We start from the raw sequence: 23,976 nt of genomic DNA, 5'->3' as shown, positions 1-23,976 counted from the left end.
CCGGGGGAGCCACGGCGGCGGGCGGTCCAGTGGCGGCGGGCCGACCGGGCCTTCGCGCCCGTACCGGGGGAAGCCCCTGATCCGGACCCGGTCGCCCCCGACCCCGAGCCCCGCGCCGTACAGACTCCCGCCGAGATACTGCTCGCACGGGTCGCCGAAGTGTGCCGCACCCGGCACGAGGGCGCCCAGCTGCGCCCGGTGGACGGGCCGGTGCCCCAACTGCTCGTCACCTGGACCCAGTCGGGCTTCGTGCGGCAGCAGCGGGTGGCGGTCCACACCGGTACGCCGACCGCGCAGGACGTCGACCGGTTCGTGGCCCTCGTGCACGCCGCCGACGCCGAGACCGAGGCCGAACTCGTCCACGACGGCCCGCCGCCCGCCCGCGAACTGCGCGACGCGGCCCGCCGCCGGGGCGTCAGGGTGCGCAGCTTCACCGAGTTCCAGGGCCTGCTCGACCTGCGCGGCTACGTCTCCGCGCAGAGCGAGCGGCTGCGCACCGACCCCCGCTATCCCCCGGGCATGTACCTGCCGCAGAGATATCGCGAGGTGGAGCGCCTCGACGCCGAGGACCGCGACGGGCTGGTCGACGAGATGCTGCGCCTGCTCGACTCCGACCAGGGGCGCTTCCTGCTGCTCCTCGGCGACTTCGGGCACGGCAAGACCTTCGCGCTGCGCGAGCTGGCCCGCCGTATCCCCGTCGAACTGCCCCACCTCGTCCCGCTGTTGATCGAGCTGAACGCCCTGGACCGGGCCTACTCCTTCGAAGGACTCGTCGCCGGCCACCTCGCCGCCCACGGCGTCGACAACATCGACCTGCGGGCCTTCAGGTACATGCTCCAGCAGGGCCGGATCGTGCTGCTCTTCGACGGCTTCGACGAACTCGTCAACCAGGTGACGTACGACCGCGCCGCCGAACGCCTCCAGGTGCTGCTGGACTCCGCCGTGGACAGCGCGAAGATCCTGGTCAGCAGCCGTACCCAGCACTTCCGCTCCCAGGGCCAGGTGCTCACCGCGCTCGGCGAACGCGTCGGCCTGCTCCCGCACCGCCGGGTGCTGGCCGTCCAGGAGTTCAGCCCGCAGCAGATCCGCGCCTACCTGGTCAACCGCTACGACGGCGACGAACGCGCCGCCGAGCACCGGCTGCGGCTGCTGGACGCCATCCCCGACCTGCTCGCCCTGTGCCGCAACCCCCGGCTGCTCGGCTTCGTCGCCGACCTCGACGACGACCAGCTGCGCGCCGTCGCCGGCGCCGGGCGCGCGCTCAGCCCCGCCGGCCTGTACCAGGAGGTGCTCACCGCCTGGCTGGGCTTCGAGGCGCAGCGCGCCAGCGGCGGCCCCGGCCGGGCGCCCGGACTCTCCCTGGACCAGCTGTGGGACGCGGTCACCGCGCTCGCCCTGCGGCTGTGGGAGAGCGGCCAGGACTCACTGCGGCTCGACGAGCTGACCGACGTCGCCGAGACCCTCACCGGGCTCGCGGAGGCGCGGCTGTCGGTGCCGCAGACCGCGCACGCCATCGGCTCCGGCAGCCTGCTGGTGCGCGGCGACGACAGCGTGTTCCGGTTCATCCACGGCTCGGTGGTGGAGTGGCTCGTCGCGCGCGAGTGCGCCCGCAGGCTCACCGACGGCGACAGCACCCTGCTCGGCCGGCGTCAACTCAGCCAGCTGGCCGTCGAGTTCCTGTGTGACCTCGCCGACCACCGGATCTGCCAGGCCTGGGCCGAGCGGGAGCTGTCCGGCACGCCCGGGGACGGCTCGCTGGACGCCGCCCACGCCAACGCGGTGAAGATCCTCAGCCGGCTCCGCGTGCCCGCCCACACCGACCTGCGCGGCGCCGCCCTCGCCGGGGAGGACCTGTCCCACCGCGACTTCTCCGGCGTCGACCTCACCCGCGCCGACCTCACCGACGCCCGGCTCGTCGGCGCCGGCCTCTCCGGTGCCGTGCTGCGCGGCGCCCGGCTGGTCGGCGCCCGGCTCGACGGCGCGGATCTGACCGGCGCCGACCTGCGCGGCGCCGACCTCAGACGGGCCCGGCTGATCGGCACCGACCTGACCGGCGCCCGGGTGGACGGCAGCCGGTGGCGGCGCGCGGCGCTGATCTCGGCGACCACCGGGACCCTGGCAGGGAGCCCCGAACTCGCCATCGCCGCGAGTGCGCCCGGCATGGCCGTCGACTCCGGCTTCCGGCCCGCCGCGGTCGGGGTGCCGTACGGGTTCAGCAGCCGTACCCGGCTGCCCGAGCCCATCTCGTACAGTCCCGACGGCGAACTGCTCGCCGTGGGCAGCGAGGACGGCGGCGTCCTGGTCGCCGATGTCGCGACCGGCCTGCCCCTGCGTACCTTGCAGGGCCACACCGGCCGGGTCTACGCGGTCAAGTTCCGCGAACGGGTGCTGGCCACCGGCAGCTCCGACGGCACCGTACGGCTGTGGGACCCGGTCTCCGGGCGCTGTCTGCACCGGCTGGAGATTCATCCGGACGGGGTCTGGCCGGTCGTCCTCGACGCCGAGGGGCTGCTGCTGGCCACCGGGGACGCCGACGGCGTGGTCACCGTCTGGGACACGGCCTCCGGTGTCGCGCTGCACCGGCTGCCCGGACACACCGGGCCCGTGTACACGGTGGCGTTCGCACCGGACGGCGCCACCCTGGTCACCGGCGACGCGACCGCCGTCGTACGCCTGTGGGACCTGTCCACCGGCCGGCTCACCGGCGAGCTGCCGGGGCACCGCAACGCGGTGTACCGGGCGCGGTTCAGCCCGGACGGCACCGTGCTGGCCACCGGCGACCAGGGCGACGACCGGGCCAACGGCACGATCCGGGTGTGGGACCTCGCCGCCGGGACCGTGCGGCACGAGTTCACCGGCCACTCCGGGCGCGTCTACACGCTGGACTTCCACCCGGGCGGCCGGTTCCTGGTCAGCGGCGACACCGACGGCGAGGTACGGCTGTGGGACCTGGCCGCCGGACGCTCCGCGGGGCTGCTCGGCGGCTGCAGCGGGGCCGTCTACCAGGTGCTGTTCGACCCCGACGGAAACCTGCTCGCCGCCGGGGACAGCGCCGGGGTGGTCCGGCTGTGGCGGATCGACCCGGAGGCCGACCCCGTCGCCGTACCGCTGAACCGGCAGCCCGCCGAGCACCGCGGCTCGGTGTGGGTGTGCAAGTTCCGCCCGCACGGCGACACACCCGCCCAGGGCCCCGGCACGCTGCTGGTGACCGGCGGCAACGACGGCGTCGTACGGCTGTGGGAGCCGGCCACCGGCCAGGGGCGGCGCATCCTGCGTGGCCACGGACGGCGCATCGGCACCCTGTCCTTCAGTGCCGACGGCTCGCTGCTGGCGGCCGGTGGCAACGACGGTGTGGTCCGGGTGTGGCACTCCGCCTCGGGCCGGCGGCTGCGCGAACTGACCGGGCAGAGCGACCGGCTGGTCTCGGCCGCGTTCGGCCCCGCCGGACCCCTGCTGGCCACCGCGAGCAGCGACGGCGACATCTATCTGTGGAACGCGGCCACCGGCGAGTACCAGCGCGAACTGGACGTCGAGACCGACCATGTGTGGGCGGAGTCGTTCAGCGCCGACGGCGAACTCCTCGCCACCGCCAACGACGACGACACGGTACGGCTGTGGTACCGGACCACCGGAGCGCATGTCGCCACCATCACCGAGCACTTCGGGCGGGTCCGCGCGATCGCCTTCCGGCCCGACGGCGCGGTGCTGGCCACTGGCTGTGACGACCGCAAGGTGCGGATCGTGGACATGGACGGCCACCATGTCTCCGCCGAACTCGACGGCCACTCCGACCGGGTGTACGCCGTGGCCTTCGCCCCTGACGGCTCCTGGCTGGCCAGCGCCTCCTGGGACGGTACGGCGGTGATCTGGAGGGACGGCGAGATCGACCACCGCCTCACCGGCCACACCGGCAAGCTCTGGACGGCCGCCGTCCATCCCCGGCGCCCCCTGCTGGCGACGGCGGGCGACGACCGGACCGTCCGGCTGTGGGACCCGGACACCGGGGAGCAGACGGCGCTGCTGACCGGTCACACCGGCCGGATCCTCGCGGCGGCGTTCAGCCCCGACGGCTCCCTGCTGGCCAGCGGCGGCGAGGACGGCACGGTACGGCTGTGGGACGTCCCCGACGACGCCCCGCCCGCCCTGCGGGCCACCCTGGTCGGGATGCCCGGCGGCTGGGCCGCGCTGTCGCCGTCCGGCGGCTACAAGTACGAGGGAGACGTCACCGGCGAGTTCTGGCACGCGGTCGGGATGTGCCGCTTCGAACCGGGGGAGTTGGACGGGTATCTGGCGGGGGTGCGGCACGTTCCCCTGGACGAACCGCTGGGGTGACACCGGGAAGAGGGGTGGTTTTGAACGCGTTCAATTTTCGGTGCCCGTCCCGCAGTACGTCACCCGCGCCACGCCCACGGACCCGGCGACGGTGGCTCAGCGCTCGCGGGTCTGGTCAGGCGCCGTCGCGCAGGGCGCGCAGGACGTCGACTCGGTTGGTCGTGATCGAGTCGACCCCCAGGTCCAGCAGGCGGCTCATCGAGCGGCGGGTGTCCGGGGTCCAGACGGAGAGGAGATGACCGTCGTGGTGGACTCGGGCCGCCAGGTCCCGGCTCACCAGGGAGAAGCGGTAGTTGAGCCAGCGGGGGCGGACCGCGTCCAGCAGCGCGGGCCGGGGCGGGGCGAGGGTCGTCCAGGTCAGCGCGATCTCGGCGGCCGGGTCGGCGGCGCGGACGGCGAGCATGGCCTCGGCGCCCGCGCAGTAGTAGACCCGCTCGCCGGCCCCGCTCTGCCGGATCACGTCCACCACGCGCTCCGCCGTCCGCCGGTCGACGCGCCCGCACAGGTCCACCATCACCCGGCTGTCGCCGGTCGCCATCAGCGCCTGAGCCAGCGTCGGCACGCCGCCCGCCGTGAGCCCGCGCACCTCCTCGGCGGACAGCGCGGCCAGCGGCCGGCCGAGTTCCCACAGCCGCTCCAGCGTGTCGTCGTGCAGCAGCACGGGGACGCCGTCGCGGGTGAGCCGTACGTCGATCTCGACCGCGTCCGCGCCCCGGTCGAGCGCGGAACGCAGCGAGTCGAGGGTGTTCTCGCGGAAGCGGTAGGGGTCGCCGCGGTGGGCCACGGCGGTCACGGTCTGCATGACCCCCATTGTGGTGTGCCCACCGCTGGGCTCAGGAGGCGAGCCAGGTGCTGGTGTACGTGTCGATCTCCGCCGCGATCCGGGCCTTGCCGGCCGGGTCCAGGAAGGACGCCTCGACGGCGTTCTTGGCGAGGTCGGCCAGCCCCCGCTCGTCCAGGTCGAGCAGCCGGGCGGCCACCGCGTACTCGTTGTTCAGGTCGGTGCCGAACATCGGCGGGTCGTCGGAGTTGATCGTGACCAGCACCCCGGCCCGTGTGAACTCCTTGACCGGGTGCTCGTCCAGGGTGCGCACCGCGCGGGTGGCGATGTTCGAGGTCGGGCAGACCTCCAGCGGGATGCGGTGCTCGGCGAGGTGGGCGAGCAGCCTGGGGTCCTGTGCCGAGCTGGTGCCGTGCCCGATGCGCTCGGCGCGCAGCTCGTTCAGCGCGTCCCACACCGTCTCCGGGCCGGTCGTCTCGCCGGCGTGCGGCACGGAGTGCAGTCCGGCGGCGATGGCCCGGTCGAAGTACGGCTTGAACTGCGGCCGGGGCACGCCGATCTCGGGCCCGCCGAGCCCGAAGGAGACGAGTCCCTCGGGGCGGGTCCGGTCGTCGGTGGCGAGGCGGGCGGTCTCCTCGGCGGACTCCAGCCCCGCCTCCCCGGGGATGTCGAAGCACCAGCGCAGTACGGTCCCGAACTCGGCCTCAGCCGCCTTGCGGGCGTCCTCGATCGCCGCCATGAAGGCCAGCTCGTCGATGCCGCGCCGGGTGGAGGAGAAGGGCGTGACGGTCAGCTCGGCGTAGCGCACCTGCTGCCGGGCCAGGTCACGGGCCACCTCGAAGGTCAGCAGCCGGATGTCCTCCGGGGTGCGGATCAGGTCGACGACCGCCAGATACACGTCGATGAAGTGGGCGAAGTCGGTGAAGGTGAAGAAGTCGGCCAGGGCTTCGGGGTCGGCGGGGACCTTGGAGTCGGGGTGGCGGGCGGCCAGTTCCGAGACGATGCGCGGGGAGGCGGATCCGACGTGGTGGACGTGCAGTTCGGCCTTGGGCAGTCCGGCGATGAAGGTCCGCAGATCGCGGTCGGCGGTGCCGGCGGCTGTTACGGAGCTGTCGGTCATGGGGTCCTCCCCGGGAAGGGCGCCCGCCGAGCGGAGTCCGTGGTGCGGAGTCCGTCGTGCGGGCGCGGTGATCGGCTGATCGGTTGCGCGGGATCATCGTAGGCGGGTGGCGGCCCGGGCGGCCGGGGGACCGGGCCGCCGTGGTGCGGAGGCGAGGCCGTAGCATGGCGGGACGAACGACCGAGGGGGACACGCCCGTGAGCGACGGAGCACAGCCGAGTGGAGCCTCGGGGGGCGACTACAACCCGTGGGCGCCGCCCGAGCAGCGGACTTCACTGGAGAAGACGCCGCCCGAGCCCCAGGATCAGGTGCCCGCGCAGCCGCCGTCCGTGCACGACCAGGCGACCGTGACCTCCTTGCAGACCGACGGCTTCACCCCGCCCATGTCTCCCCCCGGCTTCGCTCCGCCCGCGTCTCATCCCGGCTTCGCTCCGCCCGCCGCCTCCGGTTTCGGCGTACCGGGCGCGGCCCCGGTGGGCGCCGAGGCGGTGCCGCCTCCGCCGATCGCGCCCTCGGGCCCCGGCATACCCGCACCGCCCGCTTCCGGCGGCTACGGCTACCCCGGCTACCCCGCGGGCTACGGCTGGCCCGGTATGCCGATGGCCCCGCAGAACGGCATGGGCGTCGCGGCGCTGGTGCTCGGCATCCTCTCGATCTGTCTGTTCTGCCTGTACGGCGTGGTCTCCCTGGTGCTGGGCATCCTCGCGGTGGTCTTCGGCATCAAGGGCCGCCGGCGGGCCGAGCTCGGCGAGGCCACCAACCACGGCCAGGCCCAGGCCGGCCTGATCATGGGCATCATCGGCATCGTCCTCGGTATCGCCGTGATCGTCCTGCTCGCGATCGGCATCAACGCCGCCATCCATGAGGGCAGCACGCACTCCGACCCGTACGACGACTCCGCCCGCAGCGTCTCGGTGACGGCGGCCGCCGACCGCTGAATCCGGCGGAGCGCAGCCTTCCGGAACCGTCGGCCGGAACCCGCCCTCTCCTCCTGTGTCCTGCCATTACGATGCCTTGACTGTCAACGGAGGGGAGACCACTTCATGTCCTATACCAACCCCACACCCGGCGGCTACGGTCCGCCGAACCAGCCCCCGCAGCAGCCGGCCCCGGGCTACGGCTACCCCCAGGCGGGTCCGTCGTACCCGGCCGCGCCGCCGGTGGGCTACGGGCAGGGCCCCGGTTATGCCATGCCGATGCAGCCGAGCAACGGCATGGGCACCACGGGACTGGTGCTGGGCATCATCGGGGTGGTCTGCAGCCTCACCTTCTTCCTCTGGTTCTTCGGAGTCATCCTGGGCATCCTCGGGATCATCTTCGGTGCCATCGGCCGAGGAAAGGCCAACCGGGGCGAGGCCACCAACAGGGGAGCGGCGACCGCCGGACTCGTCTGCGGCATCGTGGCGACCGTGATCCTGCCACTGCTGGGTCTGCTGCTCTTCGCGAGCATCATGGGCGCGTCCTGAACCGGGACCGGCCCGGCCGGTGAGGGGGGCGGCCCACGCGGCCGGCCCCCTCAGCCCTCAGGCCGCGTGGCGGCGCCGCATCCGACCCTCTCAGCTCTCGGCCTGCGTGGCCGGCCCTCTCAGACCTCGGCCCCCGACAGCCGCTCTCGCGCCTCCATCAGCGCGAACCCCAGCAGATTCGGCCCCCGCCACCGCTCCGGATCCGAGGCCGCCGCATCGTCCGCCGCGAGCCCGATGCCCCACACCCGGTCCACGGGACTGGCCTCCACCAGGACACGGTCACCGGTGCCCAGCAGGAACGACCGCAGCTCCTCATCCGCCGCGAACTTGTGCACGCTGCCCTCGACCACGATCCGGAAGCGCTCCCGCTCCCATATCGCCTCGTCGAAGCCGCGCACCAGCCGCCCCGCCTTCTTCGCCTCGGCGGGATGCTCCGCGGCCAGGATCCGCCGCTCCGCCTCCGCGTCCTCGAACAGCCGCGCCTTGCCCGCCATCATCCAGTGCTCGGCCGTCGCGTATTCCACCCCGTCGACCACGAAAGGTGACGGCCACCACTGGCTCAGACAGCTCGCGCCGATCCTGCCGTCCGGCCTCGGCCGGTGCCCCCAGAAGTGCAGGTACTTCACCCTCGCTCCGGCCCGGACCTCGCTGATCAGTGCTTCCACCCCGTCGATCTTTCCCATGCACGCGAGTCTGGCACGCACCACTGACACTCCGTCCGCCCTTTTCGACCTCCACTCGACACCTGGTCGACAGATTCCGTCGCGTAACCAAAAGGCAACAACGGAATCACTTGTTGGAGTCCTGTTGCTCTGTCAGGATCGGCACTCAAATCGAGCTGGAGCTACGCCACCCACCCCCTGGGACGGGGCGAACGGCGGAGGAGAGCGACATGCACAACCCGGGCACCGCCACCCCGGAACGATTCCCCGCACAGGACCGACTCGCCGCTGGCGCGCAGTTCATCGCCGGTCGCCTGACCCAGGGCACCTCGGGCCGCACCCACGCCGTGGTCGACCCCGCCACCGGCGCGGAGGTGTACACCTATGAGCTGGCCGGCACCGACGACGTCGACGCGGCTGTCGCCGCCGCGCGCGAGGCCTTCCCGGGCTGGTCCTCGGCCACCCCGGGTGAGCGCTCCGATGCCCTGCACCGGTTCGCCGCCGTGCTCGCCGACCGCGCCGAGGACTTGGCCCGCGCCGAGTCCCTGCAGTGCGGCAAGCCGCTGAAGCTGACCCGCGAGTTCGATGTGCCGGGGACCGTCGACAACACCGCCTTCTTCGCGGGTGCCGCCCGGCATCTGCAGGGGCAGTCCGCCGGTGAGTACTCGGGCGACCACACGTCGTACATCCGGCGCGAGCCGATCGGCGTCGTAGGGTCCATCGCGCCCTGGAACTACCCGCTGCAGATGGCCGCCTGGAAGATCCTCCCGGCGATCGCCGCGGGCAACACCGTCGTGCTGAAGCCCGCCGAGCTGACCCCGCTCACCTCGCTGTTGTTCGCGCAGGCCGCCACGGACGCCGGTATCCCGGACGGAGTCGTCAACATCGTCACCGGGACCGGGAAGGAGGCCGGGCAGCACCTCGTCGGGCACCCCGACGTCGCCATGACCTCCTTCACCGGGTCCACCGCCGTCGGCAAGCGCGTCGCCGAGGTCGCCACCGCCACGGTCAAGCGGCTGCACCTGGAGCTGGGCGGCAAGGCGCCCTTCGTCGTCTTCGACGACGCCGATCTGGAGGCCGCCGTCCATGGAGCGGTCGCCGGGGCGCTCATCAACACCGGCCAGGACTGCACCGCCGCCACGCGCGCGTACGTGCAGCGACCGCTCTACGACGCCTTCGTGGAGCAGACCGCCGCGCTGATGGAGACCGTTCGCCTCGGGGACCCGTTCGCCGCGGGCACCGACCTCGGCCCGCTCATCTCGCACGTCCAGCGGGACCGGGTGGCGGGGTTCGTGGACCGGGCGCGTGGCTACGCGCGCGTGGTGACCGGCGGCGAGGCGCCACAGGGCGACCTAGCGAAGGGCGCCTACTACCGGCCGACCCTGATCGCCGACGCCGGCCAGGACAGCGAGATCGTCCAGTCCGAGATCTTCGGGCCGGTACTGGTCGTACTGCCGTTCGACCATGATGATGAGGGCATCCGGCTGGCCAACGACACCCCGTACGGCCTCGCCGCCTCGGCGTGGAGCAGCAATGTGTACCGCGCGAACCGCGCCACCCGCGAGATCAAGGCGGGCTGTGTGTGGATCAACGACCACATCCCGATCATCAGCGAGATGCCGCACGGCGGCTACCAGGCCTCCGGGTTCGGCAAGGACATGTCCGTGTACTCCTTCGAGGAGTACACGCAGGTCAAGCACGTAATGTTCGACAACACCGCGGTGGTCAGGAAGGACTGGCACCGCACCGTCTTCGGGGACCGATAGCCGACCGGGCCCTGACCAGGCCCACCCCTCCCGAAAGGGCACCACGCGCATGGAGCAGTACGAGCCCGACCGCCTGACGCCGGTCGAAGCCGCCGCCGTACGGCGCAGCCTCCGCAACGGCCGGGCCGCCATGACCCGCCGCTCGCTGCTGCGCGCCTCCGCGGGCGGCGCGCTGGCGGTCGGCGGCCTAGGGGCGCTGAGCGCCTGCGGGATCCCCGCGGCGAACAAGTCGCAGGGCGGGGTCTCCGCCGACGACCACTCGGCCACGGAGAAGGTCGTCAACTTCTCCAACTGGCCGGAGTACATCGACGTGGACGACAAGACCAAGCGCCACCCCACGCTCGACGGGTTCGCCCGGCAGACCGGCATCCAGGTCAAGTACACCGAGGACATCAACGACAACGACGAGTTCTTCGGCAAGATCCAGCCGCAGCTCGCCGCCGGCCAGGACACCGGCCGTGACCTCATCGTCCTCACCGACTGGCTGGCCGCCCGCATGATCCGGCTGGGGTACGTCCAGAAACTGGACGCGTCCAACCTGCCGCACGCCTTCGCCAACCTGTCGGACCAGTTCCGCGACCCCGACTGGGACCCGGGCCGCGCCTACTCGTACCCCTGGCAGGGCGTGTCGACCATCATCGCGTTCAACAAGAAGGCCCTGAACGGCATCGAGGTGAAGTCGGTCTCCGACCTGCTGGACAACCCCAAGCTCAAGGGCCGCGTCGGCTTCCTGACCGAAATGCGCGACAGCATCGGCATGACCATGCTCGACATGGGCAAGGACCCGGCGAAGTTCACCGGCGACGACTTCGACGCGGTGATCGCCCGCCTGCAGAAGGCCGTCGACAAGGGCCAGATCCGCCGCTTCACCGGCAACGACTACACCTCGGACCTCACCAAGGGCGACTTCGCCGCGTGCATAGCGTGGGGCGGCGACATCGTCCAGCTCCAGGCGGACAACCCGGACGTCGGTTATGTCATCCCCGACAGCGGCTACATGACCTCGACCGACAACATGCTGATCCCCAACAGGGCGCGCCACAAGACGAACGCCGAGCGGCTCATCGACTACTTCTACGAGCCCCAGCCGGCCGCCGAGCTGGCCGCGTACATCAACTACGTGAGCCCCGTCGCGGGAGTGCAGCCCTATCTTGCGAAGATCGACAAATCGGCGGCGAGCAACCCGCTGATCATTCCCGACAAGGCCATGCAGGCGAAGTCCCATGCCTTCCGCGCGCTGACGCAGAAGGAAGAGACGGCCTATCAGCAGAAGTTCTCGAAGCTCACAGGGGCGTGACGACGACGATGACGACACCAGACAACAGCGGCGACGTCCGCCTCTCCGGTATCTCCAAGACCTACGGCGCCTTCACCGCCGTACACCCGCTGGACCTGACCGTGCCGCAGGGCTCCTTCTTCGCCCTGCTCGGCGCCTCCGGCTGCGGCAAGACCACCACCCTGCGCATGATCGCCGGCCTGGAGGAGCCCACGTCGGGCGCCGTCCACCTCGGCGACCAGGAAGTGACCCACCTGCCGCCGTACAAGCGGCCCGTGAACACGGTCTTCCAGTCCTACGCCCTCTTCCCGCACCTCGACATCTTCGAGAACGTCGCCTTCGGCCTGCGCCGGCGCGGCATCAAGAGCGTGAAGAAGCAGGTCGAGGACATGCTGGAGCTGGTCCAGCTCGGCGAGCAGGCGCGCAAGAAGCCGCATCAGCTGTCGGGCGGCCAGCAGCAGCGAGTGGCGGTGGCCCGCGCCCTCATCAACCACCCGAAGGTGCTCCTGCTCGACGAGCCGCTCGGCGCCCTCGACCTCAAGCTCCGCCGCCAGATGCAGCTGGAGCTCAAGCGCATCCAGACCGAGGTCGGCATCACCTTCGTACACGTCACGCACGATCAGGAGGAGGCCATGACCATGGCCGACACGGTCGCCGTGATGAACGCGGGCCGTGTCGAACAGCTCGGCTCGCCGACCGATCTGTACGAGAACCCGAACACGACCTTCGTCGCGAACTTCCTCGGCACCTCCAACCTCATCGAGGCCGAGGTGGACACGAAGAACGGCGACGACATCGTCCTCAAGGCCGGCGGCGGCAAGCTCGTGCTGCCCCAGTCGCGATGTTCGGCGCCCGCGAAGGCCGGCGGGAAGGTGCTGGTCGGCATCCGCCCCGAGAAGATCTCCCTCACCCACGCCGACGACGCGGGCGAGATCCCCGAGGGCCGCAACCGCCTCACCGGCAAGATCGCCGACGCCAGTTTCATCGGCGTCTCCACGCAGTACGTGATCGACAGCCCGGTCTGCGACGAACTCTCGGTGTACGTGCAGAACGTCGAACGCGACGGCCGGCTGGTGCCCGGCGCCGACGTCGTCCTGCACTGGAGCCCGGCGCACACGTTCGGCTTCGACGCCGCCCAGGATATCGATGCGGGCACCGAGGAAGAGGCGGCCGCCTGATGTCGACGCTCACCGAGGCACCCCCGCCTCTCGCGCCCACCGCACCGGAGAAGAAGCCCCCGCGGGGGCGCGGCCGTTGGACGCCGTACTGGCTGCTGCTCCCCGGCATCCTCTGGCTGATCATCTTCTTCGCGCTGCCGATGATCTACCAGGCCTCCACCTCCGTGCAGCAGGGCTCCCTGGAGGAGGGCTACAAGGTCACCTGGCACTTCGCGACGTACTGGGACGCGCTGTCCGAGTACTGGCCGCAGTTCCTGCGGTCCGTCTTCTACGCCGCCGCCGCGACCGTCCTGTGCCTGCTGCTCGGCTATCCGCTGGCCTACCTCATCGCCTTCCGCGCGGGCCGCTGGCGGAACCTGATCATGATCCTGGTGATCGCGCCGTTCTTCACCAGCTTCCTGATCCGCACCCTGGCCTGGAAGACGATCCTCGCCGACAACGGCCCGGTCGTGCACGCCCTGAACTCGCTGCACGTCCTGGACCTCACCAACTGGCTCGGCTGGACGGCCGGCGACCGCGTCCTCGCCACACCGCTGGCGGTGGTGTGCGGACTGACGTACAACTTCCTGCCGTTCATGATCCTGCCGCTGTACACCTCGCTGGAGCGGATCGACGGACGGCTGCACGAGGCGGCCGGCGACCTGTATGCCAAGCCCTGGACCACCTTCCGCAAGGTCACCTTCCCGCTGTCCATGCCGGGCGTGGTCTCCGGCACGCTGCTGACCTTCATCCCGGCGGCCGGCGACTACGTCAACTCCGAACTCCTCGGCTCCACCGACACCCGCATGATCGGCAACGTCATCCAGACGCAGTTCCTGCGCATTCTCGACTACCCCACGGCCGCGGCCCTGTCGTTCATCCTCATGGCCGCCATCCTGGCCATGGTCACGATCTACATCCGCCGGTCCGGGACGGAGGATCTGGTCTAAATGCCCTTCGTCAACTGGCTCAAGCGCCATCTCGTCGTCATCTTCGGGCTTTTGACGCTCGCCTATCTCCTGCTGCCGAACGTCATCGTCACCGTGTTCTCCTTCAACAAGCCGAAGGGGCGCTTCAATTACGAGTGGCAGCAGTTCTCGCTGGACGCCTGGAAGCAGCCGTGCGGCGTCGCCGACATGTGCGGCTCGCTGTCCATCAGCCTCCAGATCGCGATCTGGGCGACGATCGGCGCCACGGTCCTCGGCACGATGATCGCCTTCGCGCTGGTCCGCTACCGCTTCCGTGCCCGCGGCGCCGTCAACTCGCTGATCTTCCTGCCGATGGCGATGCCCGAGGTCGTCATGGCCGCCTCGCTGCTCACCCTGTTCCTCAACATGGGCGCTCAGCTGGGCTTCTACACGATCCTCATCGCGCACATCATGTTCTGCCTCAGCTTCGTCGTCACCGCGGTCAAGGCGCGTGTGATGTCGATGGACCCGCGCCTGGAAGAGGCCGCCCGGGACCTGTACGCCGGTCCGGTGCAGACCTTCCTGCGGGTCACCCTGCCGATCGCGGCACCCGGAATCGCCGCGGGCGCGCTGCTGTCCTTCGCGCTCTCCTTCGACGATTTCATCATCACCAATTTCAACGCGGGCTCGACCGTCACCTTCCCCATGTTCGTGTGGGGTTCGGCGCAGCGCGGAACACCCGTTCAGATCAATGTCATCGGTACGGCCATGTTCCTGGTCGCCGTACTGTTCGTCCTGATCTCGATGATCATCAACAACCGCCGTAACAACCAAAAGGCATAAGCCTTTCAAGAAAGTCCTCGTAGGGAGTTGAAATCATGGCCCCAAGCGCCATGAGTCGTGGCAAAGACAACTGGATCGCCTCTCTCTCCGAAGCCCAGCCGGTCCCGTACTGGCTGGAAGACCCCGGCAAGCCATCCGCCGAGCCCGCCCTCACCGGCACCGACACCTGCGATCTGCTGGTCGTCGGCGGCGGCTACAGCGGGCTGTGGACCGCGCTCAACGCCAAGGAGCGCGACCCGCGGCGCGAGGTGGTGCTGCTGGAAGGCCGCGAGGTGGGCTGGGCCGCCTCCGGCCGCAATGGCGGCTTCTGCGCCGCCTCCCTCACCCACGGCCTGCCCAACGGGCTGACCCGCTGGCCCGGCGAGATCCACCGGCTGGAGGAGCTGGGCCGGCGCAACCTCGACGAGATCGAGGCCGCGGTCGTCCGGCACGGCATCGACTGCGACTTCGAGCGCACCGGCGAGATCGACGTCGCCACCGAGACCTACCAGGCCTGGGAACTGCGCGACTGGCACCGGGAGTTGGAGGAGAAGGGGCTCGCGGACGGCATCGAGTTCCTGGACGCCGACGCGGTGCGCGAGCAGGTGAACTCGCCGACGTTCGAGGCGGGCCTGTGGGACCGCCGCGGCGTGGCCATGCTGCACCCGGCCAAGCTCGCCTGGGGCCTGAAGCAGGCCTGCGTCAAGCTGGGCGTGCGGGTGTACGAGCACACGCCCGCGCTCACCCTGAAGCAGTACGGCGCCGGCATGGCCGTCAGCACGCCGTACGGCGCGGTCCGCGCCCGCAGGGTCGCGCTCGGCACGAACATCTTCCCGAACCTGCTGCGGCGCGTGCGCTCCTACACCGTCCCGGTCTACGACTACGCGCTGATGACGGAGCCGCTGACCGCCGAGCAGCTGTCGGACATCGGCTGGAAGAACCGCCAGGGGCTCGGCGACTCGGCCAACCAGTTCCACTACTTCCGGCTGTCCGCCGACAACCGGATCCTGTGGGGCGGCTACGACGCGATCCACCACTACGGCGGCCGGGTGCGCGCCGAGTACGACGACCGTCCGGAGACGTACGCCAAGCTCGCCGGCCACTTCTTCACCTGCTTCCCGCAGCTGGAGGGCATCCGCTTCACGCACGCCTGGGGCGGCGCGATCGACACCTGCTCGCGCTTCTCGGCGTTCTTCGGCACGGCGCACCGGGGGAGGGTCGCGTACGCGGCCGGCTACACCGGCCTCGGCGTGGGCGCGACCCGCTTCGGCGCGGACGTGATGCTCGACCTGCTGGACGGGGAGCGCACCGAGCGGACGGAGCTGGAGATGGTCCGCAAGAAGCCGTTGCCGTTCCCGCCCGAGCCGTTCGCCTGGACCGGGATCGCCCTCACCAAGTGGTCCCTGGCCCGCGCGGACGCGCACGGCGGCCGCCGCAACCTGTGGCTGCGGACGATGGACCGGCTGGGGCTGGGCTTCGACAGCTGATCCCTTTGACGGATTCTGTGGCCTGTGCGGCCTTTTGCGGCTTTTACCCGGCCCTTATGGCCGCGTCAAGCCACGAATTTCCGGAGCATGACCCCGCTCCCGCATTCCGGCGTACTGGAAGCACGGACCTCACCGGGAGGCACCGACTTCCACACCGGATCAGCAGGAGAAGATCATGAACCGCATCATCCGCGTCAACCGTAAGCGGGACGAGTCCCGTCCCAAGCGCCGCCTGGGCCTGGCTACGGCGGTGGCCGCCGTAGCCGTCGCCGGAGGTGTGATGCTCCCGGCCGTGGCCGCCTCGGCGGCGCCGATGCACCAGGTGTCCACGGTGACCATGGCTCCCCGCCATGACCACCACGACCATGACTCCTGGGATCACCACCACAAGCACTACTACTGGGACTACTACCACCACTGCTGGTCCTACTACTGGGACTGGGACCACGACTACAGCTGGTAGTCGACAGTCGGCCAGTGAAATGTGACCTAGGTCACCGCAAGGGGAACGCGGAACCCGCGTAATGCCCCCGGGAAAGCCTCCCTCTCTCTCCCTGACGCGACCGCGCACGGTCGGGCGAGAGAAAGGGAGGCCTTCTGATGACTGGGGCGAAGACGGCCGTCGAGTGGCTGGCATCCGTCGCACCGGATCCCGACGCCTGCCGCTGGGAATGGGAGCGCAACCCCCTGGGAGTCGCGCTGCTGCCCGCCGGCAGGGCCTGGGACGTACTGATCCTGCCGGGCGACCTCGGCCATCCGACCCTGGACGTGCTCACCCGGGTCCTCGACCAACCCGGCCCGGTACTCGTCGGCCTCGGCGACAATCGGGTCGGGTTCTTCGTACCGCCGGGCACCGCGGCCCGCTGGGTAGGCACCGGCATCCGTACCGCGGGACCCGGCACCTGGATCGTCGTACCGTATCCAGGCCGGGCGACCCAGGGCGTGCGCTGGCTGGTGCCACCGGACGGCTCGGGCACGCTGACCGATCCCGCGCTGCTGGAGCTGGCGATGCACGAGGCGGCGGCGGGGCTGGCCGGGGGCGGGGACGGGGGTGGCTAGGGCCTCTTTTTCGGATCTTGCCGGGGTCGCGGGCGCCGATGCGCCCTGCACGCGAGGTGTCCCAGATCCGTCCTCGCCCTGCTCATGGTTGCTCTGCTCGCCGCGCCCCTGCCCCGGTCGGCAACGGGTGCGTACCGCCGTCCGAGGTCACGAAGCCCCCGGACTGCCTGACGGAGAAGACGAACTGCGGCGCGTACGCGACCCATGGGACCTGGTCGGCGCTGCGTGGTCTGATGCTGCGTGGTCTGATGGCATGGCCGGTGAACCGGGACCGCTGCCCGGACGGGGAGGTCCGGAAGAACTTCGACGCGTACTTAGGCCGATCACCAGGGACAGGCTGGTCAGCAGCACGGTGCACAGACACCAGCTGGCCAGCACGTCCAGCGGCCAGTGATAACCGCGCCGGACCAGGCCGTACGACACCCCGAGGACCAGGGCGGTACAGAGGACGACCAGGCTCCGGCGAGCGGCAGGCGAGCGCAGCCAGGGGAGCAGGAGCAGGGTCGCGGAGCCGTAGGCGACGGCCGCCGTGGCCGTGTGGCCGGAGGGAAAATAGCCGACGGCCGGGGGCACCACGGGGGTCCCCGGCCGGGCGGTCCAGTCCTTGAGCGGGACGATGATCGCCGGGACCAGTGCCATCAGGACGAACGCGGCGAGCGGCGGCAGCCACCAGCGGGGCATACCGCTGCCGCGGCCCCGCCACAGGACGTAGCCGATGGCGACGAGGAGCACCGGCACGGCGATCTGGCCGTTCCCGAGGTCGGAGAGGATCTCGGAGAACCGGTCCGGATGGACGAAGGCCCGGCTGAGCCGGGCGTCCAGGCGCAGCAGCGGGCCGTGCGCCACGACCTGCCAGGTGGACAGGGCGAGGAGCACGGCCGGGAGGACGAGCAGCGGGGCACGGCGGACAACGGTCGACACGGCGCCCAGCTTCGCAGGTTGTTCGGAGGAAGGAGGTCGGCCGCCCCGGAACAGGGGGGGTGGTTCCGAGGCGGCCGTCCGGATCGGAACGTCGCGCGCCCCGGGGGGTTTGGGGCGGCGACCGTCCGATCGGTGAGGAGATCCCGGAGCCGTCAGGCGCCGGTTATGTGCGCGAGGGCACGACCAGGTCGAAGCTGGGGAGGCCCCGGCCTGAAATCGCCCACAGTCCCCTGTGGACGGGGTGTATCTCTCATCTGGGTAGAACCTACGGCAGGCCGAGGCGCTTGGGCAGACGGAATCGCGTCCCGTCATCCACCTCCCACACGTTCTTCACACGGCCTGCCGTAGGTGCCGTTCAGAGGTGCGGATCGCTCGCTCAGATGCGCGCGAAGGCCTGCTCGATGATGTCGAGCCCCTCGTTCAGGAGGTCCTCGCCGATCACCAGCGGGGGCAGGAAGCGCAGCACGTTGCCGTAGGTGCCACAGGTCAGGACCAGCAGGCCCTCCTGGTGGCAGGCCTTGGCGAGCGCGGCGGTGGCCTCGGGGTTCGGCTCCTTGGTCGTACGGTCCTTGACCAGCTCGATGGCGATCATGGCACCGCGCCCACGGACGTCACCGATGATGTCGAACTTCTCGGCCATGGCGGCGAGGCGACCCTTCATGATCTCCTCGATGCGCTTGGCCTTGCCGTTGAGGTCCAGCTCCTTCATCGTCTCGATGGCACCGAGCGCGCCGGCGCAGGCGACCGGGTTACCGCCGTAGGTGCCACCCAGGCCACCGGCGTGCGCGGCGTCCATGATCTCGGCGCGCCCGGTGACGGCGGCGAGCGGAAGCCCACCGGCGATGCCCTTGGCGGTGGTGATGAGGTCGGGAACGATCCCCTCGTCCTCACAGGCGAACCACTGCCCGGTCCGGCAGAACCCGGACTGAATCTCGTCGGCGACGAAGACGATCCCGTTGTCGGCGGCGAACTGCCGAATCGCCGGGAGGAACCCCTTGGCCGGCTCGATGAAGCCGCCCTCGCCGAGTACGGGCTCGATGATGATCGCGGCGATGTTGTCCGCGCCGACCTGCTTGGACATCTGGTCGATGGCCTGCGCGGCGGCCTCGGGACCGGCGTTCTCCGCCCCGGTCGGCCAGCGGTAGCCGTACGCCACCGGCACCCGGTACACCTCGGGCGCGAACGGCCCGAACCCGTGCTTGTAAGGCATGTTCTTGGCGGTGAGCGCCATGGTCAGGTTGGTCCGCCCGTGGTACCCGTGATCGAACACCACCACGGCCTGCCGCTTGGTGTAGGCACGAGCGATCTTGACGGCGTTCTCGACGGCCTCGGCGCCGGAGTTGAACAGCGCGGACTTCTTGGCGTGGTCACCCGGGGTCAGCTCGGCGAGAGCCTCCGCGACCTCCACGTATCCCTCATACGGGGTGACCATGAAACAGGTGTGGGTGAAGTCGGCGAGCTGGGCGGAGGCACGCCGTACGACGGCCTCGGCGGAGGCGCCGACGGAGGTCACGGCGATACCGGACCCGAAGTCGATGAGCCGGTTGCCGTCGACGTCCTCGATGATCCCGCCACCGGCGCGCGTGGTGAAGACCGGCAGCACCGAGCCCACGCCCTGCGCGACCGCGGCGGTACGGCGGGCCTGCAGCTCCTGCGACTTCGGACCGGGGATGGCGGTGACGACGCGGCGCTCCTGCGGAAGTGCGGTCATGAGGGCTCCTGATGATCTTGCGTACCGGGCGGTCTGATCTGGCGTCCCGGACGATTCCGGGCGGTGCGTTTCGGCCGCTTACCTATCTTTCTTCGCAGGCTAGGGCCGGGGGTGGGGGGTGGGCATGCTCCATGTGGGCGTTGTCGGGGACTGCGGTTGTCCGCCATGGACATAGCCGCGGGATCGGGGTACGCCCAGTCGGCGGGTGCTCTCGGCCACGTATGCGGTGAACTCCCCTTCCCGGGGCGTTAGATTGGCTCGCTGACGGTGGACGGAACGGCTGGTCAGGGGGCAAGGGCGATGGACAGCGACGGCACACGAGACGCACGCGGCACGCATGCGCATCCTGTACCGCGTCCTGCGAGACCGCCACAAGGGGGTGGCATGCCACCGATGCCCACGTCACCGCCTGGGGTCCCGCCCACGTCCGGCGGGGCGGCGTTCTTGCAGTGGCTGCATACCCCCCGCCCGGAAGTCACACCCGGGGTGTGGCGTTTCGGGTACCGGCCCCGGCCTCAGGAGGCGGGCGTCCGGGTCTCCGACCGTGCGCTGCTGACGGGCGCCGTCGGCGCTCTGCTCGCGGCCCTGCTCGTATGGTCGTTGTGGGGCAACAATCTGGTGCCCCACAAGAGGATCCTGCTGGAGCTGGTCACGCCATCCGATTGGTGGGGCGGTGCGCCGTCCCGAGCGGCATCCACCGCCAGCTCCATCTACGACAGCCTCTTCGCCACCCTCGTTCTGTACTACTTCGCCCGTGTGGGCAACTGGAAAGAGGTAGTCCAGCGGTACGTGATCGACCGGCCACAGCCGTCGCGCGCCCTGCGCGCCGCCGTCCTCGGGGCGCTCGTCGTCTGGCTGGTCGTCTGGCACGGTCTGCTTTCGTACTACAGGCTCGTCGTGAGCTTGACCCCGTCCGATTGGCTCTTCGGGGGCGGGGACCCGGAGACCACACTGCAGCGGCTGCAGCTCCTCAAGACTGCCCTCACACTGCTGGCCCTCTGGCCGTTCGCAGTGGCGGGCGACTGGCTGGGGCTGCTGCGCAGCCTGAATCGCCCCAAGACGGCGTCTGAGAGCCGCGTGACGGCGGCGCCCGACCCCGTCGCGGACTGGCAGGAATTGCGTATCCACGGCCAGAGCGCGACGGCCGAACGGCTGGCCGGTGAGGCGAGCACGGGTCGGATGAACGACGTGGACTGCGCGAGGATCCGTCGTGCCTGGCGTTCCGTGGTGGCCGACCCGGTACGGCTGGACGCGTTCACCTCAGCCGTGCTCAGCGACGGCGCCCGCGCCTGTCTGCACCCCTCCGGGCAGCGTGACCTTCCGACCCGCATGGCCACCCATGACTTGCTGACCTCTCAAGTGCGCATCGGCCGCTATACGGACGCCGAGCGCACACCGCCGGCCCACCGCGCCGCGGGCGCTGCCGTGGATCCCGGTACGCTCGGCACCTCCCTGCTTGTGGTTGGCCCGTCTGGCGCGGGCAAGACCTCGCGCCTGGTGCGGCCCATCGCCGAGTCCCTAGCCCTCCAGGCCCTTGCCGGGCAGGCGGCGCTCGTCATGGTGAGCGCCTCCGGAACGCCTTTGGGGCCCGATCAGGGCTACGACATCGTGATCAAGCCAGGGGACCGTACATCGACGTACGACCTCGATCTCTACGGTGGGACGGATGACCCTGACGAGGCGGCCACGCTCCTCGCAGACGTCCTGGCCGGCGACTGGACAGAGGTCGACCTACGGCGTGCGATGACCGTGCTGGCACAGCTCTTGGGGCCCTTCCGGGCCGTCCACGGCCGGTTCCCGTCCGTATCCGAACTCCGGGCGCTGCTGGATGGGGAACCGTCTGCTCTGGAGCGGCTGAAGACACTGCTCGACCCGCACGAGCACTCGCTGCTGTACCGGGAATTGGACGCGCGTGCGCGCCAAGCAGGCGTCCCTGGGGATCTCGGGATAGTGCTCAGCGACCGGCTCGGCTGTCTGGACCGTCCGGTCTTCACCGGCTTCTTCGACACCTCCGTCGACGCTCGGCCCTTCACCCTGCGGTCGCTCGACCACCCGCTGAGGATCAGGATCGACCTGCCGGAACGGGCCCATCCCGAGGCCGCACAGCTGCTGGCCCGGTTGGTGCTGGCCCAGTTCACGGCGAGCACGGCCACGCGTACGGATCGGTCCCTGTTCGCCTGTCTCGTCCTGGACGATGCGACCCATGCGATCACTGCGGGGTCCGTGCGCGCCCTGCGCAGGCTGAGGGAGAGCCACGCCGGTGTGGTGCTGAGCCTGCGCGCGCTCGGCGATGTGCCGGAACACCTGCGGCAGCCGCTGGTCGCAGCGGTCGGCTGCCACGCCGCCTTCTCGGGGATCACCACCTGGGAGGGCGCGCTGTTCGCCCAGGCGTGGGGCACGGAGTGGGTGGAGACGACCGAGGTCGCCAAGCACACGGTGTTCGCGGACCAGCCGCTGACCCGGTTGATTCATGCCGTACGGAAACTTGGCACCGGTAAGCCCGTCACCACGGACGCCGTCACCGTCCGGCAAGTCGAGCGGGAGCGGTGGTCGGCTTCTGAGTTGGCTCATGGGGTGCCGGCCGGGCACGCGGTGTTGTCGTTGACGAGTGTGCGGGGGGAGCATGCGCCGCCGTTGCTGGTGGATTTGAGGGGATGAGGTGCGGGCGCGGGGACCGTACGGTGAGGCAGAATCGGTGTAGGCCGTTCATACGGTTCGGCCAAAGATTGCAGTGATTGTCCCGATCACTGCGATCACCGGAAATTCCTCGTCCTGAAGGCCTCATGCCCCCCACCCTCGCCTCGCTCGTCCACCACTCCGCGCTCAAGCTGACCGTGCGCGCGGGCGAGGACCGTCTCGATGTGCCCGTCCGCTGGGCCCATGTCAGCGAGCTGGCCGATCCCGTGCCGTACATGGAGGGCGGCGAGCTGCTGCTGATCACCGCCCTGAAGCTGGACGCGGAGGACCGGGAGGCCATGCGGCGGTATGTGAAGCGGCTGGTCGGCGCCGGTGTCGTCGGGCTCGGGTTCGCCGTGGGGGTGAATTACGAGGAAATCCCCGACGCTCTTGTCGAGGCCGCGCAGGCGGAGGGGCTGCCGTTGCTCGAAGTGCCCCGCCGCACCCCCTTCCTCGCCATCAGCAAGGCCGTGTCCGCCGCCATCGCCGCCGACCAGTACCGGGCCGTCACCGCGGGCTTCGCCGCCCAGCGTGAGCTGACCAAGCAGGCCCTGAACGCCGGGCCCGAGGGGCTGCTGGGCGCGCTCGCCGCGCAGGTCGACGGATGGGCCGCCCTCTACGACGCCTCCGGCGCTGTCGTCGCCGCCGCGCCGGAGTGGGCAGGACGGCGTGCCGCCCGGCTGACCGCCGACGTCGAGCGGCTGCGGGAGCGGCCCGCACCCGCCTCCTCCGTCGTCGGCGGGCCCGAGCATGAGGACCGCGTCGAGCTGCACTCCCTCGGGACGGGACGACGGCCGCGCGCCGCGCTCGCCGTCGGCACCGCCGCCGCCCTCGGCACCGCCGAGCGATACGCCGTGCACTCCGCCATCGCCCTGCTCACCCTCACCACCGAACGCTCCCGCTCCCTGCACGCGGCCGAACAGCGCCTCGGTACGGCGGTGCTGCGCATGCTGCTCGCCGGGGAGCCCGACCACGCCCGCGCCGTCGCCGGTGACCTGTACGGAGGGCTGCTCGACGCGCCGTTCCGGATGATCGTGGCCGAGTCGGCGTCCGGAACCGCCGCCCGGGTGCACGCGGACGCCCACGGCCATGTCGCCCCGTCGGTGTCCGGGGGCGCCGCCCTCGTCGCCGGCGCCGGCGGTGATCCGCTGGGCGGGCTCACGGAGAGCGTGGAGGCCGCCGCCGCGCGCTCCGGAGAGGCCGTACTGGTCGTGCCCGACGGTGAGCGGCTGGTGGTGCTCGCCGCCGACGGGGGCGCGGCGGTGACCGCCTGTACGCAGTACGCGGCGGCGCTGGAGGCGGCACGGGCGGTGCCCGAGCAGGCCGGGGGCGAAGAGGAGGAGCTGGTCGTCGGGCTGTCCGCGCCCGCCGGGCCGATCGCCGCGGCCGCCGCCTACAAGCAGGCCGAGCAGGCGCTGTCCGTGGCGCGGCGGCGCGGCCGGGTGCTCGTGGAGCACGAGCAGCTGGCCGCGGGCTCCGTGCTGCCGTTGCTGGCCGACGACGCGGTGAAGGCGTTCGCGGACGGGTTGCTGCGGGCGTTGCACGAGCACGACGCGACGGGGCGGGGGGATCTGGTCGCCTCGCTGCGGGCGTGGCTGTCCCGGCACGGGCAGTGGGACGCGGCCGCGGCGGACCTGGGCGTGCACCGGCACACGCTGCGGTACCGGATGCGGCGGGTCGAGGAGATCCTCGGGCGGTCCCTGGACGATCCCGACGTACGGATGGAGCTGTGGCTCGCTCTGAAGGCGACCAGCGCCGAGTAGGCCGAGCAGATCAGCGCCGAGTAGTCCAAACAGTAGTGCCGGGGCCGGCTACTGCTACGACTCGGACAA

The 23,976-nt window shown here is 70.9% G+C and carries 17 protein-coding genes and 1 pseudogene; 13 read left to right on the top strand and 5 right to left on the bottom strand.

Going from position 1 to position 23,976, the window contains the following annotated elements; translation table 11 throughout:
* Nucleotides 1–4,332: NACHT and WD40 repeat domain-containing protein (locus M878_RS60985; protein WP_023546401.1), on the top strand; the 4,332-nt coding region annotated here is incomplete at its 5' end.
* Nucleotides 4,333–4,447: 115 nt separating this feature from the next.
* Here M878_RS60985 and M878_RS60980 read toward each other — a convergent pair.
* Together M878_RS60980 and M878_RS60975 are read right to left on the bottom strand one after the other, a co-directional pair.
* On the bottom strand, nucleotides 4,448–5,134 hold the full coding sequence (locus M878_RS60980; protein ID WP_023546400.1) for a glycerophosphodiester phosphodiesterase: 687 nt from the start codon (nucleotides 5,132–5,134) through the stop codon (nucleotides 4,448–4,450).
* Nucleotides 5,135–5,165: 31 nt separating this feature from the next.
* Nucleotides 5,166–6,340, bottom strand: a pseudogene (locus M878_RS60975) (adenosine deaminase); the annotation flags it as partial.
* A 90-nt stretch (nucleotides 6,341–6,430) separates the two neighbouring features.
* Between M878_RS60975 and M878_RS60970 the strand changes: the two are divergent.
* Together M878_RS60970 and M878_RS60965 are read left to right on the top strand one after the other, a co-directional pair.
* Nucleotides 6,431–7,171: a DUF4190 domain-containing protein gene (locus M878_RS60970; RefSeq protein ID WP_037730103.1), complete on the top strand. Its 741-nt coding sequence runs from the start codon at nucleotides 6,431–6,433 to the stop codon at nucleotides 7,169–7,171.
* A 105-nt stretch (nucleotides 7,172–7,276) separates the two neighbouring features.
* Nucleotides 7,277–7,699, top strand: a complete 423-nt coding sequence (locus M878_RS60965) for a DUF4190 domain-containing protein (protein WP_023546397.1) — start codon at nucleotides 7,277–7,279, stop codon at nucleotides 7,697–7,699.
* 119 nt (nucleotides 7,700–7,818) lie between these two features.
* Here the strand turns inward: M878_RS60965 and M878_RS60960 are convergent, their stop codons facing one another.
* Nucleotides 7,819–8,382 carry a riboflavin biosynthesis intermediates N-glycosidase gene (locus M878_RS60960; RefSeq protein WP_023546396.1) on the bottom strand — a complete coding sequence of 188 codons (564 nt, stop codon included), beginning with the start codon at nucleotides 8,380–8,382 and terminating at the stop codon, nucleotides 7,819–7,821.
* A 209-nt stretch (nucleotides 8,383–8,591) separates the two neighbouring features.
* Between M878_RS60960 and M878_RS60955 the strand changes: the two genes are divergently transcribed.
* From M878_RS60955 to M878_RS60920, 8 genes are all read left to right on the top strand, one after another.
* Entirely contained in the window at nucleotides 8,592–10,127 is a 1,536-nt protein-coding gene (locus M878_RS60955; protein ID WP_023546395.1) for a gamma-aminobutyraldehyde dehydrogenase, read from the top strand.
* Between the two features lie 49 nt (nucleotides 10,128–10,176).
* On the top strand, nucleotides 10,177–11,424 hold the full coding sequence (locus M878_RS60950; protein WP_023546394.1) for an ABC transporter substrate-binding protein: 1,248 nt from the start codon (nucleotides 10,177–10,179) through the stop codon (nucleotides 11,422–11,424).
* Between the two features lie 8 nt (nucleotides 11,425–11,432).
* On the top strand, nucleotides 11,433–12,581 hold the full coding sequence (locus tag M878_RS60945) for an ABC transporter ATP-binding protein (RefSeq protein WP_023546393.1): 1,149 nt from the start codon (nucleotides 11,433–11,435) through the stop codon (nucleotides 12,579–12,581).
* Nucleotides 12,581–13,510, top strand: coding sequence for an ABC transporter permease (locus M878_RS60940; RefSeq protein WP_023546392.1), 930 nt, complete (start codon nucleotides 12,581–12,583; stop codon nucleotides 13,508–13,510). The genes M878_RS60945 and M878_RS60940 overlap by 1 nt, the downstream gene beginning before the upstream one ends.
* A complete protein-coding gene (locus M878_RS60935) occupies nucleotides 13,511–14,311 on the top strand; it encodes an ABC transporter permease (protein WP_023546391.1) in 801 nt (266 codons plus the stop codon).
* 35 nt (nucleotides 14,312–14,346) lie between these two features.
* The gene (locus M878_RS60930; protein ID WP_031224710.1) at nucleotides 14,347–15,777 is read left to right on the top strand and encodes an NAD(P)/FAD-dependent oxidoreductase; all 1,431 of its coding nucleotides are present in this window, start codon (nucleotides 14,347–14,349) and stop codon (nucleotides 15,775–15,777) included.
* A gap of 175 nt (nucleotides 15,778–15,952) precedes the next feature.
* A complete protein-coding gene (locus M878_RS97450) occupies nucleotides 15,953–16,240 on the top strand; it encodes a hypothetical protein (RefSeq protein ID WP_023546389.1) in 288 nt (95 codons plus the stop codon).
* Between the two features lie 137 nt (nucleotides 16,241–16,377).
* Nucleotides 16,378–16,836: a hypothetical protein gene (locus tag M878_RS60920; RefSeq protein WP_023546388.1), complete on the top strand. Its 459-nt coding sequence runs from the start codon at nucleotides 16,378–16,380 to the stop codon at nucleotides 16,834–16,836.
* A 147-nt stretch (nucleotides 16,837–16,983) separates the two neighbouring features.
* On the opposite strand, the gene M878_RS000000101810 is transcribed toward M878_RS60920, so the two are convergent.
* Nucleotides 16,984–17,757, bottom strand: coding sequence for a phosphatase PAP2 family protein (locus M878_RS000000101810; protein WP_023546387.1), 774 nt, complete (start codon nucleotides 17,755–17,757; stop codon nucleotides 16,984–16,986).
* 376 nt (nucleotides 17,758–18,133) lie between these two features.
* Nucleotides 18,134–19,468: a 4-aminobutyrate--2-oxoglutarate transaminase gene (gabT, locus tag M878_RS60915; RefSeq protein ID WP_023546386.1), complete on the bottom strand. Its 1,335-nt coding sequence runs from the start codon at nucleotides 19,466–19,468 to the stop codon at nucleotides 18,134–18,136.
* A gap of 393 nt (nucleotides 19,469–19,861) precedes the next feature.
* On the opposite strand from gabT, the gene M878_RS60910 reads away from it, so the two are divergent.
* Together M878_RS60910 and M878_RS60905 are read left to right on the top strand one after the other, a co-directional pair.
* Complete coding sequence (locus M878_RS60910; RefSeq protein WP_342452717.1) at nucleotides 19,862–22,126, top strand: type IV secretory system conjugative DNA transfer family protein; 2,265 nt, start codon at nucleotides 19,862–19,864, stop codon at nucleotides 22,124–22,126.
* Nucleotides 22,127–22,251: 125 nt separating this feature from the next.
* Complete coding sequence (locus M878_RS60905; RefSeq protein WP_023546384.1) at nucleotides 22,252–23,907, top strand: PucR family transcriptional regulator; 1,656 nt, start codon at nucleotides 22,252–22,254, stop codon at nucleotides 23,905–23,907.
* The last annotated feature ends 69 nt before the right edge of the window (nucleotides 23,908–23,976 follow it).

The organism is Streptomyces roseochromogenus subsp. oscitans DS 12.976 (genome assembly GCF_000497445.1).
Taxonomy (GTDB): Bacteria; Actinomycetota; Actinomycetes; order Streptomycetales; family Streptomycetaceae; genus Streptomyces; species Streptomyces oscitans.
This window is presented reverse-complemented; position numbering and strand designations above follow the sequence as displayed.

Bases quoted from the DNA above. Each gene is read 5' to 3' on its own strand.
- M878_RS60980 (WP_023546400.1), bottom strand. From the start codon at position 5,134: ATGCAGACCGTGACCGCCGTGGCCCACCGCGGCGACCCCTACCGCTTC.
- M878_RS60965 (WP_023546397.1), top strand. From the start codon at position 7,277: ATGTCCTATACCAACCCCACACCCGGCGGCTACGGTCCGCCGAACCAG.
- M878_RS60960 (WP_023546396.1), bottom strand. From the start codon at position 8,382: ATGGGAAAGATCGACGGGGTGGAAGCACTGATCAGCGAGGTCCGGGCC.
- M878_RS60955 (WP_023546395.1), top strand. From the start codon at position 8,592: ATGCACAACCCGGGCACCGCCACCCCGGAACGATTCCCCGCACAGGAC.
- M878_RS60950 (WP_023546394.1), top strand. From the start codon at position 10,177: ATGGAGCAGTACGAGCCCGACCGCCTGACGCCGGTCGAAGCCGCCGCC.
- M878_RS60945 (WP_023546393.1), top strand. From the start codon at position 11,433: ATGACGACACCAGACAACAGCGGCGACGTCCGCCTCTCCGGTATCTCC.
- M878_RS60940 (WP_023546392.1), top strand. From the start codon at position 12,581: ATGTCGACGCTCACCGAGGCACCCCCGCCTCTCGCGCCCACCGCACCG.
- M878_RS60935 (WP_023546391.1), top strand. From the start codon at position 13,511: ATGCCCTTCGTCAACTGGCTCAAGCGCCATCTCGTCGTCATCTTCGGG.
- M878_RS60930 (WP_031224710.1), top strand. From the start codon at position 14,347: ATGGCCCCAAGCGCCATGAGTCGTGGCAAAGACAACTGGATCGCCTCT.
- M878_RS97450 (WP_023546389.1), top strand. From the start codon at position 15,953: ATGAACCGCATCATCCGCGTCAACCGTAAGCGGGACGAGTCCCGTCCC.
- M878_RS60920 (WP_023546388.1), top strand. From the start codon at position 16,378: ATGACTGGGGCGAAGACGGCCGTCGAGTGGCTGGCATCCGTCGCACCG.
- gabT (WP_023546386.1), bottom strand. From the start codon at position 19,468: ATGACCGCACTTCCGCAGGAGCGCCGCGTCGTCACCGCCATCCCCGGT.
- M878_RS60910 (WP_342452717.1), top strand. From the start codon at position 19,862: ATGCCCACGTCACCGCCTGGGGTCCCGCCCACGTCCGGCGGGGCGGCG.
- M878_RS60905 (WP_023546384.1), top strand. From the start codon at position 22,252: ATGCCCCCCACCCTCGCCTCGCTCGTCCACCACTCCGCGCTCAAGCTG.